General features: G+C 63.7%; 10 protein-coding genes. 5 read left to right on the top strand and 5 right to left on the bottom strand.

Annotated features, from left to right (window positions below):
• Positions 1-340: 340 nt before the first annotated feature.
• Complete coding sequence (coaA, locus tag AC3WR3_RS13540) at positions 341-1,279, top strand: type I pantothenate kinase (RefSeq protein ID WP_202047593.1); 939 nt, start codon at positions 341-343, stop codon at positions 1,277-1,279.
• Between the two features lie 77 nt (positions 1,280-1,356).
• On the opposite strand, the gene birA is transcribed toward coaA, so the two are convergent.
• Entirely contained in the window at positions 1,357-2,322 is a 966-nt protein-coding gene (birA, locus tag AC3WR3_RS13545; protein ID WP_492292094.1) for a bifunctional biotin--[acetyl-CoA-carboxylase] ligase/biotin operon repressor BirA, read from the bottom strand.
• The gene (murB, locus tag AC3WR3_RS13550) at positions 2,319-3,356 is read right to left on the bottom strand and encodes a UDP-N-acetylmuramate dehydrogenase (RefSeq protein ID WP_492292095.1); all 1,038 of its coding nucleotides are present in this window, start codon (positions 3,354-3,356) and stop codon (positions 2,319-2,321) included. Before murB ends, birA begins: the two co-directional genes overlap by 4 nt.
• Positions 3,357-3,481: 125 nt before the next feature.
• Between murB and AC3WR3_RS13555 the strand changes: the two genes are divergently transcribed.
• Together AC3WR3_RS13555 and AC3WR3_RS13560 are read left to right on the top strand one after the other, a co-directional pair.
• Positions 3,482-4,135 carry a potassium channel family protein gene (locus AC3WR3_RS13555; RefSeq protein ID WP_042650608.1) on the top strand — a complete coding sequence of 218 codons (654 nt, stop codon included), beginning with the start codon at positions 3,482-3,484 and terminating at the stop codon, positions 4,133-4,135.
• Entirely contained in the window at positions 4,132-5,487 is a 1,356-nt protein-coding gene (locus tag AC3WR3_RS13560) for a TrkH family potassium uptake protein (RefSeq protein WP_265435007.1), read from the top strand. Before AC3WR3_RS13555 ends, AC3WR3_RS13560 begins: the two co-directional genes overlap by 4 nt.
• Before the next feature lie 80 nt (positions 5,488-5,567).
• On the opposite strand, the gene AC3WR3_RS13565 is transcribed toward AC3WR3_RS13560, so the two are convergent.
• Positions 5,568-7,538 carry a DNA topoisomerase III gene (locus AC3WR3_RS13565; protein WP_429108689.1) on the bottom strand — a complete coding sequence of 657 codons (1,971 nt, stop codon included), beginning with the start codon at positions 7,536-7,538 and terminating at the stop codon, positions 5,568-5,570.
• A gap of 347 nt (positions 7,539-7,885) precedes the next feature.
• Here AC3WR3_RS13565 and AC3WR3_RS13570 point away from each other — a divergent pair, with 347 nt between their 5' ends.
• Positions 7,886-9,016 carry a NapC/NirT family cytochrome c gene (locus AC3WR3_RS13570; protein ID WP_202047597.1) on the top strand — a complete coding sequence of 377 codons (1,131 nt, stop codon included), beginning with the start codon at positions 7,886-7,888 and terminating at the stop codon, positions 9,014-9,016.
• A 22-nt stretch (positions 9,017-9,038) separates the two neighbouring features.
• Positions 9,039-11,519, top strand: a complete 2,481-nt coding sequence (torA, locus tag AC3WR3_RS13575; protein ID WP_492292096.1) for a trimethylamine-N-oxide reductase TorA — start codon at positions 9,039-9,041, stop codon at positions 11,517-11,519.
• Between the two features lie 136 nt (positions 11,520-11,655).
• On the opposite strand, the gene AC3WR3_RS13580 is transcribed toward torA, so the two are convergent.
• Both AC3WR3_RS13580 and AC3WR3_RS13585 read right to left on the bottom strand, forming a co-directional pair.
• Positions 11,656-12,117: a hypothetical protein gene (locus tag AC3WR3_RS13580; protein ID WP_492292097.1), complete on the bottom strand. Its 462-nt coding sequence runs from the start codon at positions 12,115-12,117 to the stop codon at positions 11,656-11,658.
• Between the two features lie 122 nt (positions 12,118-12,239).
• A complete protein-coding gene (locus AC3WR3_RS13585) occupies positions 12,240-13,589 on the bottom strand; it encodes a sensor histidine kinase (RefSeq protein WP_139437893.1) in 1,350 nt (449 codons plus the stop codon).
• Positions 13,590-13,613 lie beyond the last annotated feature (24 nt).

The following is a 13,613-nucleotide window of genomic DNA, read 5'->3' on the forward strand; positions in this document are numbered from 1 at the left end:
GGAGAAGGATTCGAACCTTCGAAGGCAGAGCCGTCAGATTTACAGTCTGATCCCTTTGGCCGCTCGGGAACCCCTCCGATTGCACGAATGCCACAACGGTAATTCTGCTTGCACCCGTTGTGTTTGTCGCTTTTGCTGGGCAAATAGACGACAGACATCCAAGCGTCGCGCATTTTATGGTAAGGATTTTGGGGATGCAACCATTGCGCCCTGCAAAATGTGCATTATTGCCGGGATCCAGGCAAAAAAACGCTCCTCCTCCGTCCCAACCGGACGCGTCCCTTGTCGCTCCCGATCCCTTGGTGTATGGTCGCCCTGCCCAAGAAACAGTGATGACACCATGACGACAGAGCATAACCCCTATTTGCAATTCACCCGCGAACAATGGGCGTTATTGCGCGATGCGGTCCCCCTGACCCTGACCGAACACGATCTGCAAACCCTGCGCGGGATCAACGAGAAGGTGTCATTACGCGAGGTGGAAGAGATCTATCTGCCCCTTTCCCGCCTGCTCAATCTCTATGTCAAGGCCAAGCAGCGCCGCAGTCGGGTGCTGGAGCAGTTTCTCGGCCAGTCTCGCGGCAAGGGCACCTACATCATCAGCATCGCCGGCAGTGTGGCGGGGGGAAAGAGCACCACGGCCCGCATCCTGCAGGCATTGCTGGAACGCTGGCCCGAGCATCCGCGGGTGGAACTGGTCACCACGGATGGCTTCCTCTATCCCAACAAGGAGCTGGAAGCGCGTGGGCTGATGCGCCGCAAGGGGTTTCCGGAATCCTACGACATCCGCCATCTGGTGGAGTTTGTCGCCAACATACGAGCGGGTCACGAGAAGGTCGAGGCCCCCGTCTACTCCCACCTCATCTACGACATCCTGCCCGATGAGAAGAAGGTGGTGGAGCAGCCGGACATCCTGATCCTGGAGGGACTCAACGTGCTGCAGAGCGGCATGGATTACCCTCAGGAGCCTCACAGGGTCTTCGTGTCAGATTTTGTCGACTTCTCCATCTATGTGGACGCCGACGCCGCACTGCTGCGCGCCTGGTACATAGATCGCTTCCTCAAGTTCCGCAGCGGTGCCTTCTCGGATCCCGACTCCTACTTCCACCACTATGCCAAGCTGGCGGAAAGCGAGGCGACCGAGATTGCCAGCAACATATGGCAAGACATCAACTATCTGAATCTGCAAGAGAACATCTTGCCGACCCGGGAGCGGGCCAACCTGATCCTGACCAAGGGACAAGAGCACGCCATCGAGCAGATCAAGCTGCGCAAATGATCGCAGCGGATCGCTGGATAACGAAGAGGGGGCCCGCAGGCCCCCTCTTCCATTGGATTCTCATGAGCCGCTCTCGCTCAATCCCCCCGGCGCAGAGAGATCTCCCCCCCCAGATAGAGCTTGATCCCCTCGTCCGTCTCCAGCCGCAGGGCACCGCGATCGTCGATGCCCCGGGCTATGCCGCGGATCACCTGTTCCCCCATCAGCAACTTCACCGGTTGGCCAGCAAAGTAGTCGAGCCGGTTCCAGCTCTCGACGAAGCTCGCCAGACCGCTCTGCTCGAAGGTCTGCATGGCCTCTTGCAGACGCAGGAGTACGCAGGCCGCCAGCTGGTTGCGATCCACCAGTTCGGGCTGAACCTGGCGCAGCTCTGACCAGGCCTGATCGATCTTCTCCCCCTGCTGGCTCGGCATCGCCAGATTGAGGCCGATGCCGATCACCAGATGGCAGCTGGCGCCGGCGCTGCCGCTCATCTCCACCAGGATGCCCGCCAGCTTGCGGCCCTGGTAATAGAGGTCGTTCGGCCACTTGAGCTCCACCCCGGGGTAGCCGAGGGATTCCAACGCCTCCACCACGGCCACCCCCACCGCCAGACTCAGCCCCATGGCGGCCGCCATGCCCTGCTCGAGCCGCCAGTACATACTGAGGATCAGCTGACAACCGAACGGCGAGACCCAGGACTTGCCACGGCGCCCCCGACCGGCGGTCTGGCACTCCGCCAGGCAACTCTCGCCAGAGCTCAGCTGGTTGACCCGCTCAAACAGATACTGGTTGGTGGAGTCGATCACCGAGAAGCAGTGCACCGGCGCCATGGGGGCCAGGGCCTGCAGTTGCGCCTCGTCATAGAGTGCCATGGGGACGGCCAGGCGGTACCCCTTGCCGGTCAGGCTGAACAGATCCAGCCCCAGCTCCTTGAGGGCGGCCATGTGCTTGCTCACCGCCGCCCGGCTGATGCCGAGCTGCTCCCCCAGCTGTTCGCCGGAGTGAAACTGGCCATCGCTGAGCAGGGTGATCAGGGTCTGCCTGACGGGGGTGAGGGTCATGCCAGCACCTCGTCGAGCCAGGTCTCGCCGGTGAGCCCCATGAAGCGCACCTCGTGCTCCAGCACCACGCCAAACGTCTGTTCCACGCTATCGCGGACATGGGCCGCCAGGGCGATGAGCTCCATGGCACTGGCGCCCCCGAGGTTGACCAGCACCAGCGCCTGCTCCTGGTGGACGGCGGCGCGGCCGATGGCAAACCCCTTGAGCCCGCACTGATCGATGAGCCAGCCCGCCGCCAGCTTGGCCTGCCCTTCCCCTGCCGGATAGCAGGGCATCTGCGGGTATTGCCCCTTGAGTGCATCCGCCACCGAGGCCGGCACCACGGGGTTCTTGAAGAAGCTGCCCGCGTTGCCGAGCACCGCGGGATCCGGCAACTTGGCCATGCGGGTGGCGCAGACGGTGTCGAAGATGGCCTGCGCACCAGGGTGCTCGCCGAGGGCCGCCAGGGGGCCATAACCGATCACGGGCTGCCAGGCCTTGGGCAAGCGCAAGCCGACGGCGGTGATGAAGTGGGTGTCCTGATAATCGTGCTTGAAGATGCTGTCGCGATAGCCGAACCGGCAGTCGGCCGCCGCTATGCGCTCCACCTCGCCGCTCTGCCAGTTGAATGCCTCCACATAGGCACAGAACCGGGCCAGCTCGACCCCGTAGGCGCCTATGTTCTGCACCGGGGCCGCACCGACGGTGCCCGGGATCAGCGCCAGGTTCTCCAGCCCGTGCCAGCCCTGTTGCAGGGCATGACACACCAGCTGGTGCCACTCCTCCCCCGCCGCCACGTGCAACAACCAGTGGCTGTCGTCATCCTGCAGCTCGATGCCTTTCATTCGGTTGAGCACGACCAGACCGGCAAAATCATTGCAGAACAAGATGTTGCTCCCACCACCCAGCACCAGGCGCGGCAAGACGCTCAGCTCCGGATCGGCCCGCAACTGGCAAAGATCATCCAGCTCGGCCACTTCGGCCAGCCAGAGGCAGTGTGCGTCCAGGCCCAGGGTATTGAGGGCCGACAGGGGGGCATGGGGAGTGAGTTTCATCTGCGTGTTCCGACAAGGACAAGGGCGCAGTTTACCCCAGATCCCCCGGGACGAAAAACCCGGGTACTGTTCGGACTCAAACCGCTGGAGTAAAGTAAGCCCTTCAGCCCGTTGAGGAAGCATGAATGAACAATCAATTCGCCGTCATCGGCCTCGGCCTGTTCGGCAGCGCACTGTGTGAAGAGCTGCAGTTGCAGAATGCCGAGGTGCTGGCCATCGATATCGACGAGAGCAAGACCCGCCAGATCGCGACCCTGTGCAATCACGTCATCGTCGCCGATGCCACCGATGAGGCCACGGTCGCCGAGCTGGGACTGGCCAATTTCGACATCGTCTTCGTGGCCATCGGCGACAACCTCGAAACCAGCATTCTCACCACGCTGGTGCTGAAGGAGGCGGGGGTGAAGAAGGTGTGGGTCAAGGCGCGCGACAAGTTCCACGCCAAGATCCTGCAAAAGGTGGGGGCCGACAAGGTGATCAACCCGGAGTGGGACATGGGCCGCCGGGTCGCCCAGAGCATGCTGGACAACCGCCTGTTCGACTACCTGGAGCTGGGGCACGAGATGGTGCTGACCGAGTTCGTGATCGGTCTGCAACAGAACGGTCGTACCCTGGCCGATCTCAATCTGCTGCAACAGAACGACTTCCAGTTGCTGGCCATCAAGCGCGGCGAGGTGCTGCACAACGTGCTGACCGGCAAGATGGAGCTGCAACTCGGTGACATCCTGATCCTCGCCGGCAACAAGCACGCCATCGATCACTGGCTCGACACCCTATGATCAACTGGCGCAGCAACTACGCCTTCGCCCTGCATCGGGATACCGAATCCCGCTGGAGTGAAGCCAGGCTGATCCTGGGCAGCTTTCTCATCATCCTGCTGGTCGGTACCCTGTTTCTGGTGCAGCCCTCGAGTCACAAGGGCGAAGTCACCTTCATCAATGCCCTGTTCACCGCGACCTCGGCCATCAGTGTGACCGGTCTCGGGGTGGTGGATACCGGCACCGCCTTTACCCTGCAAGGGCAGATCATACTGCTGATGCTGATGGAGATAGGGGGCCTGGGCCAGATGACCATGACCCTGCTGCTCATCGCCATGTTCAGCAAGCGGGTCGGTCTGCGCCAGCAGATACTGGCGAAGGAGGCGCTTGGTCAGGAGGGTTCGGTCAACATCATCCAGCTGGTGAAGCGCATAGTGCTGTTCGCCCTGATAGCCCAGTTGATCGGCACCGCCATCATGGCCATTCGCTGGGTGCCGGAGATGGGGTGGAGCCATGGCCTCTACGTCAGCTTTTTCCATGCGGTCTCTGCCTTCAACAACGCCGGTTTCTCGCTGTTTGCCAACAACCTCATCGACTACAGAGACGACCCCATCATCAGCCTGACCATACCGGCCCTGCTCATCCTCGGCGGGATAGGTTTTACCGTCATCGTCGACCTGGCGCGCAACCATCGCTGGCGCAAGCTGAAGCTGCACAGCAAGCTGATGCTGCTGATGACCCCCGCCCTGCTGCTGCTTGGCACCCTGATGTTCTGGCTGCTGGAGCACAACAATCCCGCCACGCTCGGCAACGCCGGGCCTGGCGGCCAGCTGCTGGCGGCCTTCTTCCAGTCGGCCACGGCGCGCACCGCTGGCTTCAACACGGTGGACATAGGCCAGATGGTGCCCGCCTCCCTGCTGTTCATGATGATGCTGATGTTCATCGGCGCCGGTACCACCTCGACCGGTGGCGGCATCAAGGTCACTACCTTCGCCGTGGTGTTGCTGGCCACCAGGGCCTTTCTGACCAAGCGACCCCATGTCACCGCCTTCGGCCGTACCCTGTCACCCCAGATAGTGACCCGCTCCCTGGCCATCATCATCGTCAGTACCATGGTGCTGATGCTGGCCATGTTCCTGTTGATGCTCACCGAGTCGCAGCCCTTCGACAAGATCATGTTCGAGACGGTCTCGGCCTTTGCCACCGTCGGCCTCTCGACCGGCATCACCGCCTCCCTGAGCGAACCGGGCAAGCTCATCCTGGTGCTGGTGATGATCTGCGGCCGTCTCGGCCCGCTGACCCTGGCCATCATGCTCTCCAGACCGAGCGAGACCCGGATCCGCTACCCGGAAGAGAACGTCTACACCGGCTGATCGAATGCCAGATAAAGCGAGAGGGGCCCAGGGCCCCTCTCGCTTTTGCGCCTCAAGTCGCCGCCATGATCCCGGGTCACTCAGGCCGCCTTGCTTCTGGCCGGGCGCTTGCCCGCCCCCTTGCGGGGCGCCGCACCTGTGCCACTGGCCGCCGAGCGCTTGCGGCTGAAGCGCCGCTTGCTGGCCCCCGGCGCCTCCCTGGGCAGGGCGCTGAAACTTGCCCCCGAATCCTGCCTGGCCCCCTCGATCAAGGCATGCAACTGATCCGTCAGCGGCCCCATAAATTGCTGGTAACTCGCGTGACGCTCGGCGATCCGGCCCAGGTGCTGCTCCCACAGCGCCGTCATGTCCGGCGTGGTGGCGGTGGCAGGCAAGGCCTGGATCAGGGCCCGTCCGGTCGGGGTCGCCTTGATGCTCTTGCCCTGCCGCACCAGGAAGCGCCGCTTGAACAGCAGGTCTATGATGCCGGCCCGGGTTGCCTCGGTGCCCAGGCCATCGGTCTCCCGCAGGATCTTGCGGATCTCGGGATCCTGCACATGGCGGGCTATGCCCGTCATGGCGGCCAGCAGGGTAGCGTCGGTGAATGCCTTGGGGGCCTGGGTCATCTTCTCCAGCAGCTCGCCCCGCTCGCACGACAGTTGCTCCCCTTCTCGCAGCGCAGGCAGGGTGCCGGCCTCCTCCTCATCGTCCTCCTCGACCCCGAGCAGCGCCTTCCAGCCCGCCTTGAGGATGCGCCGCGCCTTGGCCTGGAACAGGCCACCGGCGATGCGCAGCAACACCCGGCTGTCGTTGTACTCGAACGGGGGATAGAACTGCAGCAGGTACTGGCGGGCGACCAAGCCATAGAGCTTGCCCTCGTCGGCGGAGAGGCTGGCCAGGTTGCCATGCTTCTCGGTGGGGATGATGGCGTGATGGGCATCCACCTTGCCGTCATTCCACGCCTTGCTGCGGATCTTGCCGTCCGCCTCGGCCACGGCGCTGGCCAGCGTCGGGGCCGTCGCCGCGATGGCATCCCTCACCTTGGGCGCCCGGTTGAAGTGATCGCTTGGCAGATAACGGCTGTCGGATCTCGGGTAGGTGATGAGCTTGTGGCGCTCGTAGAGGCTCTGGCAGACATCCAGCACCCGCTTGGCGTCCATGCCGAACCGCTTGGCGGCATCGATCTGCAGGCTGGAGAGGTTGTAAGGCAGTGGCGCCGCCTGTTTCCGGGCTTGCTCCTCCACCTCCTCCACCCGGGCTGGCTGGCCCTGGATCCGCTCCACCACCTTGGCGGCCAGCGCCCGGTTGAGCACACGTCCCTCCTCGTCCTGCCAGGGCGCACAGGCCTCGGAGGGCAGCCACTTGGCGCCGAACCTTTCGTTACGCTCCGTCACCACATGGGCCAGCACCTCGTAGAAGGGTTTGGGGACGAAGGCCTCTATCTCGAGATCCCGCCGCACCACCAGCCCCAGCAACGGCGTCTGCACCCGACCGACCGAGAGCAGCTCGCTGCAACCGGCCTTGCGCCCGAGCAGGGTATAGGCGCGGGTCATGTTGATGCCGTAGAGCCAGTCGGCCCGGCTGCGGGCCAGCGCCGACACCGCCAGCGGCACGAACTCCTTGTTGTCTCTGAGTTTGTCGAGGGCGCGGCGCACCGCGGGGGGATTGAGATCGCTGATGAGGCAGCGCTGCACCGGCTTGAGTTTGGGGTAGCCGAGGAAGTCGATCACCTCATCCACCAGCAACTGCCCTTCCCTGTCCGGGTCACCGGCATTGACCACGCAGTCGGCCTGCTTGATGAGCCGCTTGATCACGGCAAGCTGGCTCCTGGTCTTGGGCTTGGCCACCAGCTGCCACTGGCTCGGCACTATGGGGAGCTGCTCCATGCGCCACTGCTTGTAGGCGGCATCATAGGCATCGGGCTCCGCCTGCTCCAGCAGGTGGCCGATACACCAGGTCACCACGTCTCCCTGCGCCGTCTCGATGAAGCCCTCCCCCTTCTTGTGGGGCTTGGGCAGAACATCGGCGATGGCGCGGCCAAGGCTGGGCTTTTCGGCAATAAAGAGTCGCATGACTGACAAACCTGATCACTGTATATGCAAACAGTATATATCGAGCCTTTCATAAAGCCCAACACAGGCCCATTCAGGACCAGAGCGTCGCACTGGGGCGCAAAACGTCGCGACAGCGCCGTTTCCAGCATGATGAGTGCGGATATGATGACCAAAAGAGAGCCAAATAAGGCTAAACTGACAGAGTTAACCCTCTGGATTTGATTTAAATTCAAATCAAAGTGTCTTGGTGAAACTTAAAACCAAAAAAAACCAATTTAAAGAATAAAAATCATAACCGAGGTCAACCCCTCACCCACCAAGACTACTACTATATTGGTAATACCCGATTCGAAGGACACTGCGCCATGCTTGGAAAAATGTTGAGAAAGACCTGGTTCTGGCTCCTGCTGCTCGGAGCCCTGCTGGGCGTCGCGGCACTGGGAGTGACAGTCACAGTGCTGCACAAGACCAGCTCCACCGAATTCTGCGTCTCCTGCCACTCCATGCAGACACCGCTCGCCGAGTATCAGGGCAGCGTCCACTTCCAGAACGTGAAGGGGATCCGCGCAGAGTGCGCCGACTGCCACATTCCCAATGAGCCCGCCTCCTACCTCTGGACCAAGATCCGCGCCGTGAAGGACATCTATCACGAGGCGATCGGTACGCTCGACACTCCTGAAAAATACGAAGACCACAAGCTGCGCATGGCCCAGACGGTCTGGGATCAGCTCAAGGCCAACGACTCCGCCACCTGCCGCAGCTGCCACAGCTACGCCGCCATGGACATCCTGGCCCAGCGACCGAACGCCCGGGCCGAGCACCCGGTCGCCATCAAGGAGGGCCAGACCTGCATCGACTGCCACCGCGGCGTCGCCCACATCATGCCTGACATGAGCGGTCTGGCTGCCGCCGGTGCCAGTGAACTGGCTGCCGCCGCGGCCCAGACCCCGGCCAGCGTCACCACCCGTTACGCCATCGCCACCACGCCCCTGTTCCTCGATGCCAAGGCCACCACGGACGAGGGCACCCTGATGCCGTCGACCCAGGTCGAGATCCTGGCCAACGACAACGGCCGCGCCCAGGTGCAGATCGAGGGCTGGCAGCAGGACGGAGTGAGCGAGGTGTTCTACGCCGCCCCCGGCAAGCGCATCCTGAGCGTGCTGGTCGGCGATGCCGCCAAGCAGGCGCTGGTCACCGGCAAGAGCGAGACCGACAGCGCCACCAACCTCACCTGGCATCAGGTCAGCCTGACCGCCTGGGTGGATCAGAACCAGCTCATCGGCGATCAGGGCAAGCTGTGGCAATACGCCTCCACCCTGATGTCCAACAACTGTACCGGCTGCCACGGTCTGACCGCGCTGGATCACTTCAATGCCAACCAGTGGATAGGCGTCATCAAGGGCATGGAGTCCCGCACCTCCCTCACCCCGGAGCAGGCTCGCATGCTGACCCAATACGTGCAGAAACACGCCAGTGACATGAGCGCGGCACACTAAGGCTGGAACAGAGGAATTCGATATGACTTTTTTCAATGATCAACAGACCAATCTGTCCCGCCGCAGCCTGCTCAAGGGCATGGGGGCCTGTGCCGCCCTGCCCCTGCTCGGCGCCCTGTTCCCGAAGCACGCCCTGGCCCAGGCCATCAGCACCGCGCTTGAGCAGTTCCCCACCCTGGTCCCCGCCCAGAAGGGCATACTGACCGGCGCCCACTGGGGAGCCTTCGAGGCCATAGTCGCCGATGGCCGCATGGTGCGGGTCCAGCCGGTGGCCGACGATCCGGCGCCGAACGACCTCATCGACATGGCGCCGTTCCAGGTCCATGCCAAGAACCGCATCAAGTACCCCATGGTACGCAAGAGCTGGCTGGAGCACGGCCCGGGCGCCAAACCCGAGCTGCGCGGCGCCGACGAGTGGGTGCGGGTGAGCTGGGAGCAGGCCATCGAACTGGTGGCCGGCGAGATCCAGCGGGTCCAGCGCGACGTCGGCCCCCAGGCGATCCACGCCGGCTCCTACGGCTGGAAGAGTGTGGGCATGTTCCACAACAGCCGCACCCTGCTGCACCGCCTGATGAATCTCGCCGGGGGCTTCACCGGCTATGCCGGGGACTACTCCACCGGCGCGGCCCAGGTGATCATGTCCCACGTGATGGGCTCCATCGAAGTGTACGAGCAGCAGACCGCCTGGCCGAACGTGGTGGAACACGCCGAACTGGTGGTGCTCTGGGGGGTCAACGCCCAGGTCACCTTGAAGAACAGCTGGAACATGCCGGATCACGAGGGTCAGGCAGGCTTCAAGGCGCTGAAAGAGAAAGGCACCCGGGTCATCAGCATCGACCCCGTCTACAACGAGACCGCCAAGCTGGCCAACGCCGAGTGGATAGCCCCCAACGCCTACACAGACGTGGCCATGATGCTGGGGGTGGCCCACACCCTCTATAGCGAGAAGAAGCACGATCAGGCCTTCCTCGATCGCTACGCCGTCGGCTTCGACAAGTTCCTCGCCTACCTGCTCGGCCAGGACGACGGCCAGCCGAAGAGCGCCGAGTGGGCAAGCACCGTCTGCGGCGTCGAGGCCAAGGTGATTCGCCAGCTGGCCCTCGACATGGCGGCCAAGCGCACCATGATCATGGCCGGCTGGGGCATGCAGCGGCAACACCACGGGGAGCAGCCCAACTGGATGCTGGTGACCCTGGCGGCCATGCTGGGCCAGATCGGCCTGCCGGGGGGCGGCTACGGCTTCAGCTATCACTACTCCTCCGGTGGCAGCCCCACCGCCAAGGGCGGCATTCTGGCCGGCATCTCCGCCGGCAACGCCCCCAAGAACAGCCCGGCCCCCATTCCGGTGGCGCGCATCGCCGACTGTCTCGCCAATCCGGGCAAGACCATCGACTTCAACGGCCGCAAGGTGACCTATCCGGACATCAAGCTGGTCTACGTGGCGGGGGGCAACCCCTTCCACCACCACCAGGACACCAACAACCTGCTGCAGGCCTGGCGCAGGCCGCAGACCGTGATAGTCCACGAACCCTACTGGACCGCCACCGCCAAGCACGCCGACATAGTGCTGCCGGTCACCACCAGCTACGAGCGCAACGATCTGGAGATGGGGGGCGACTACTCCCAGCGCTATGTGTTCCCCATGCACCAGTGCGTGCCGCCCCAGCATGAGGCCCGCAACGACTTCGACATCTTCAGCGCCATCGCCGCCAAGCTGGGCCAGCAGGAGGCCTATACCGAGGGCAAGGACGAGATGCTGTGGCTCAAGCAGATGTACGACGGCATGGCCGCCCAGGCCCGGGGTGCCCGGGTCGCGCTGCCGCCGTTCAGCATGTTCTGGGAATCCAACAACTACATCCGTTTCCCGATCCCGGAGGCGAACCGTCAGTGGATCCGTCACGCCGATTTTCGCGAGAACCCGCTGCTCAACCCGCTCGGCACCCCGTCCGGCAAGATAGAGATCTTCTCCAACACGGTAGCCGGCATGGGCTATGCCGACTGCGCCGGTCACCCCAAGTGGTATGAGCCCAAAGAGTGGGTCAAGAGCGAGGTGGCGGCGCGCTATCCGCTCTCCCTCAACACCTCCCACCCGACCCAGCGGCTGCACTCCCAGCTGGACAACACCCCCCTGCGGGACAAGTTCGCCATCGCCGATCGGGAGGCCATACTGATCCACCCGGACGACGCCAAGACGCGCGGCATCCAGGACGGGGACCTGGTGCGCGCCTTCAACGAGCGCGGCCAGATCCTGGTGGGGGCGCTGCTCTCGAAAGACATTCGCCCCGGCGTGGTGCGGATCTGCGAAGGAGCCTGGTTCGATCCGGCCAAACCGGGCGAGGTGGGCGCCATCTGCAAGAACGGCAACGTCAACTGCCTCACCTTCGACGAGGGCTCTTCCAGCCTGGCGCAAGGCAACTGCGGTCACATGGCCCAGTTGCAGATCGAGAAATACAGCGGGCCAGAACTCGTCAACACAGCCCATGAGGTACCGGCCAACGCCTGATCCCGGGTGAAAACAAAAACGGCGCCATAAGGCGCCGTTTTTTATCGTGGTTTCCGATGTGACTCAGAAGTCTCCCTCAACCATGTACTCTTGTGCACACTCCACCCGCCTTGCCGCCAGAGTCAGACAAGGTGGATCAGAAGTCTCCCTCAACCATGTACTCTTCCGCACACTCGACGAGCTGGGGCCAGAGCTCTTCCGGCACCCAGGCTTCGGGGTCATCCTCGTCCCCATCATACTGGGTCCAGAAGAAGGCGCGCAGGCCGCTCGCGAAGTCGTCGCTGATCTCGGCAAGCTCCGAGAGCGGCCCCAGCCAGGCGATGCGGCGCAGGCCGGAGGCGAGATCGTTGATGGCATCCATCAGGGTGCGATCGTCCTGACTCTGCTCCACCAGCAGGGTGAAGCGCTCGCGGGCGCTCTCGGTCTGATCCTCCTCCAGCTCGCCCACATCGGCCAGCAGATCGACAAAGTCCTCCAGCAGGAACTGGATCAGGGACTCCCTGTCCTCAAACCACTGGATCTGGGCCCCCTTGGCACCCAGCACGGAGGCATCGAACGAATCATCGAGATGGCACAGCGCCCATGGATCGTCAGTCATTGCTACCCTTCCTACCACTTGAATTAAGGACTCTATCTTATGCCTGGTGCGCCCCCCATGCTACCTCGGAGGACGACCCGGGCCCGAGCGGCCCATGCCGGGCCGCCTCGCTCATACGTGTGCTAACCGTCTACCCTGGCCACCTTGGGCAGGGAGAGGGAGGCGGCAAGCCCTCCCAGCTCGGCGCGCCCCATGATGAGGCTGCCACGATAGGCTTCGGCCAGGTCTGACACTATGTTGAGGCCGAGCCCGGATCCCGGCACCTTCTCGTCGAGGCGCACCCCGCGCAGCACCGCCTTGGCTATCTGATCCTCGCTCATGCCGGGGCCGTCGTCCTCGATACGCAGGGTGATCCAGCCCCCCAGCTCGGCGCTGGAGATGCGCAGCTCGCTGGCGGACCACTTGAAGGCGTTCTCCAGCAGGTTGCCCACCATCTCGTCAAAGTCCTGCTCCTCCACCCCGACCGCCAGGTTGGCCGGCACCTGCAGGTCCACCGTCTTGCCCGGGTAGAGCCGGGAGAAGGCGCGGCAGATGTACTCCACCCGCGCCCGCACCGGGGTCGAGACCCCGAGGATCTTGGCGGCCCCGGTGACCCGCGCCTTGCCGAGGTGATAGTCGATGTGGCGCTGGATCTGGTCGAGCTGCTCGCCGATGGCGGCCTGATCCTCGGGGGGCAGCTGGGCCACCTGATTGCGCATGATGCTGAGCGGCGTCTTGAGGGCGTGAGCCAGGTTGCCGGTGTGGGAGCGGGCTCGCTGCAGCAGCTCGCCGTAGTGGTGCAGCAGGCGGTTGATGTCTTCCACCAGCGGCTGGATCTCCAACGGATAGCGCAGCCTGAACCCCTCCTGATGGCCCTGATGGACCCGGCCCAGCTCGCGGCGCAGCAGGTGGAGCGGCCTCAGGCCGTAGACGATCTGGAACATGAAGCCCAGCACCAGACCGGCGGCCGCGAAGCCGAGACCGAGGAAGAGGCTGATCCGGGTTTTCTTCAGGGTCTGGGTCAGGGCGCTGCTGTCCTTGGCCATCACCAGGGTAAACACCTTGTCAGAGCCCGGCAGCAACACGGTGCGGGTCATGATCAGCAAGGGCTCCTTGTTGGGCCCCTTGCCGACGAAGAGATCCGGATCCCCGAAGGCCGACTTCAGGCCGTGGGCGCTCAGGTGTACATCCCACAGGGAGCGGGAGCGGCTGACCACGGCATCCCCCAGCTCAAGCTGCCAGTAATAGCCGGAATAGGGCTGGCGGAAACGGGGGTCCGCCATGGGCTCGGTGACCACGGGCAGGCCGTCGGGCTGGATCTCGAGGCGGGAGAGCAGATCGTAGAGCTGCAACCGCAGGCCGTCGGCTTCCGCCTCCTGCCAGTAGTTGCGCATCATTGTCTGCAGGCTGAAGCCGGTGGCGAACAGGAAGAGCCCGCACCAGACCAGTGCTATGGCCACCAACCGTCCCCGCAGGGTACGCACCAGCCTCATTCACCGCCCCCCAGCCGTGCTGGC

Source organism: Aeromonas sp. EU05-FHT14A05 (assembly GCF_058791175.1).

Coding starts and splice junctions, on each gene's coding strand:
- coaA (WP_202047593.1), top strand. CDS start 341: ATGACGACAGAGCATAACCCCTATTTGCAATTCACCCGCGAACAATGG.
- birA (WP_492292094.1), bottom strand. CDS start 2,322: ATGACCCTCACCCCCGTCAGGCAGACCCTGATCACCCTGCTCAGCGAT.
- murB (WP_492292095.1), bottom strand. CDS start 3,356: ATGAAACTCACTCCCCATGCCCCCCTGTCGGCCCTCAATACCCTGGGC.
- AC3WR3_RS13555 (WP_042650608.1), top strand. CDS start 3,482: ATGAACAATCAATTCGCCGTCATCGGCCTCGGCCTGTTCGGCAGCGCA.
- AC3WR3_RS13560 (WP_265435007.1), top strand. CDS start 4,132: ATGATCAACTGGCGCAGCAACTACGCCTTCGCCCTGCATCGGGATACC.
- AC3WR3_RS13565 (WP_429108689.1), bottom strand. CDS start 7,538: ATGCGACTCTTTATTGCCGAAAAGCCCAGCCTTGGCCGCGCCATCGCC.
- AC3WR3_RS13570 (WP_202047597.1), top strand. CDS start 7,886: ATGCTTGGAAAAATGTTGAGAAAGACCTGGTTCTGGCTCCTGCTGCTC.
- torA (WP_492292096.1), top strand. CDS start 9,039: ATGACTTTTTTCAATGATCAACAGACCAATCTGTCCCGCCGCAGCCTG.
- AC3WR3_RS13580 (WP_492292097.1), bottom strand. CDS start 12,117: ATGACTGACGATCCATGGGCGCTGTGCCATCTCGATGATTCGTTCGAT.
- AC3WR3_RS13585 (WP_139437893.1), bottom strand. CDS start 13,589: ATGAGGCTGGTGCGTACCCTGCGGGGACGGTTGGTGGCCATAGCACTG.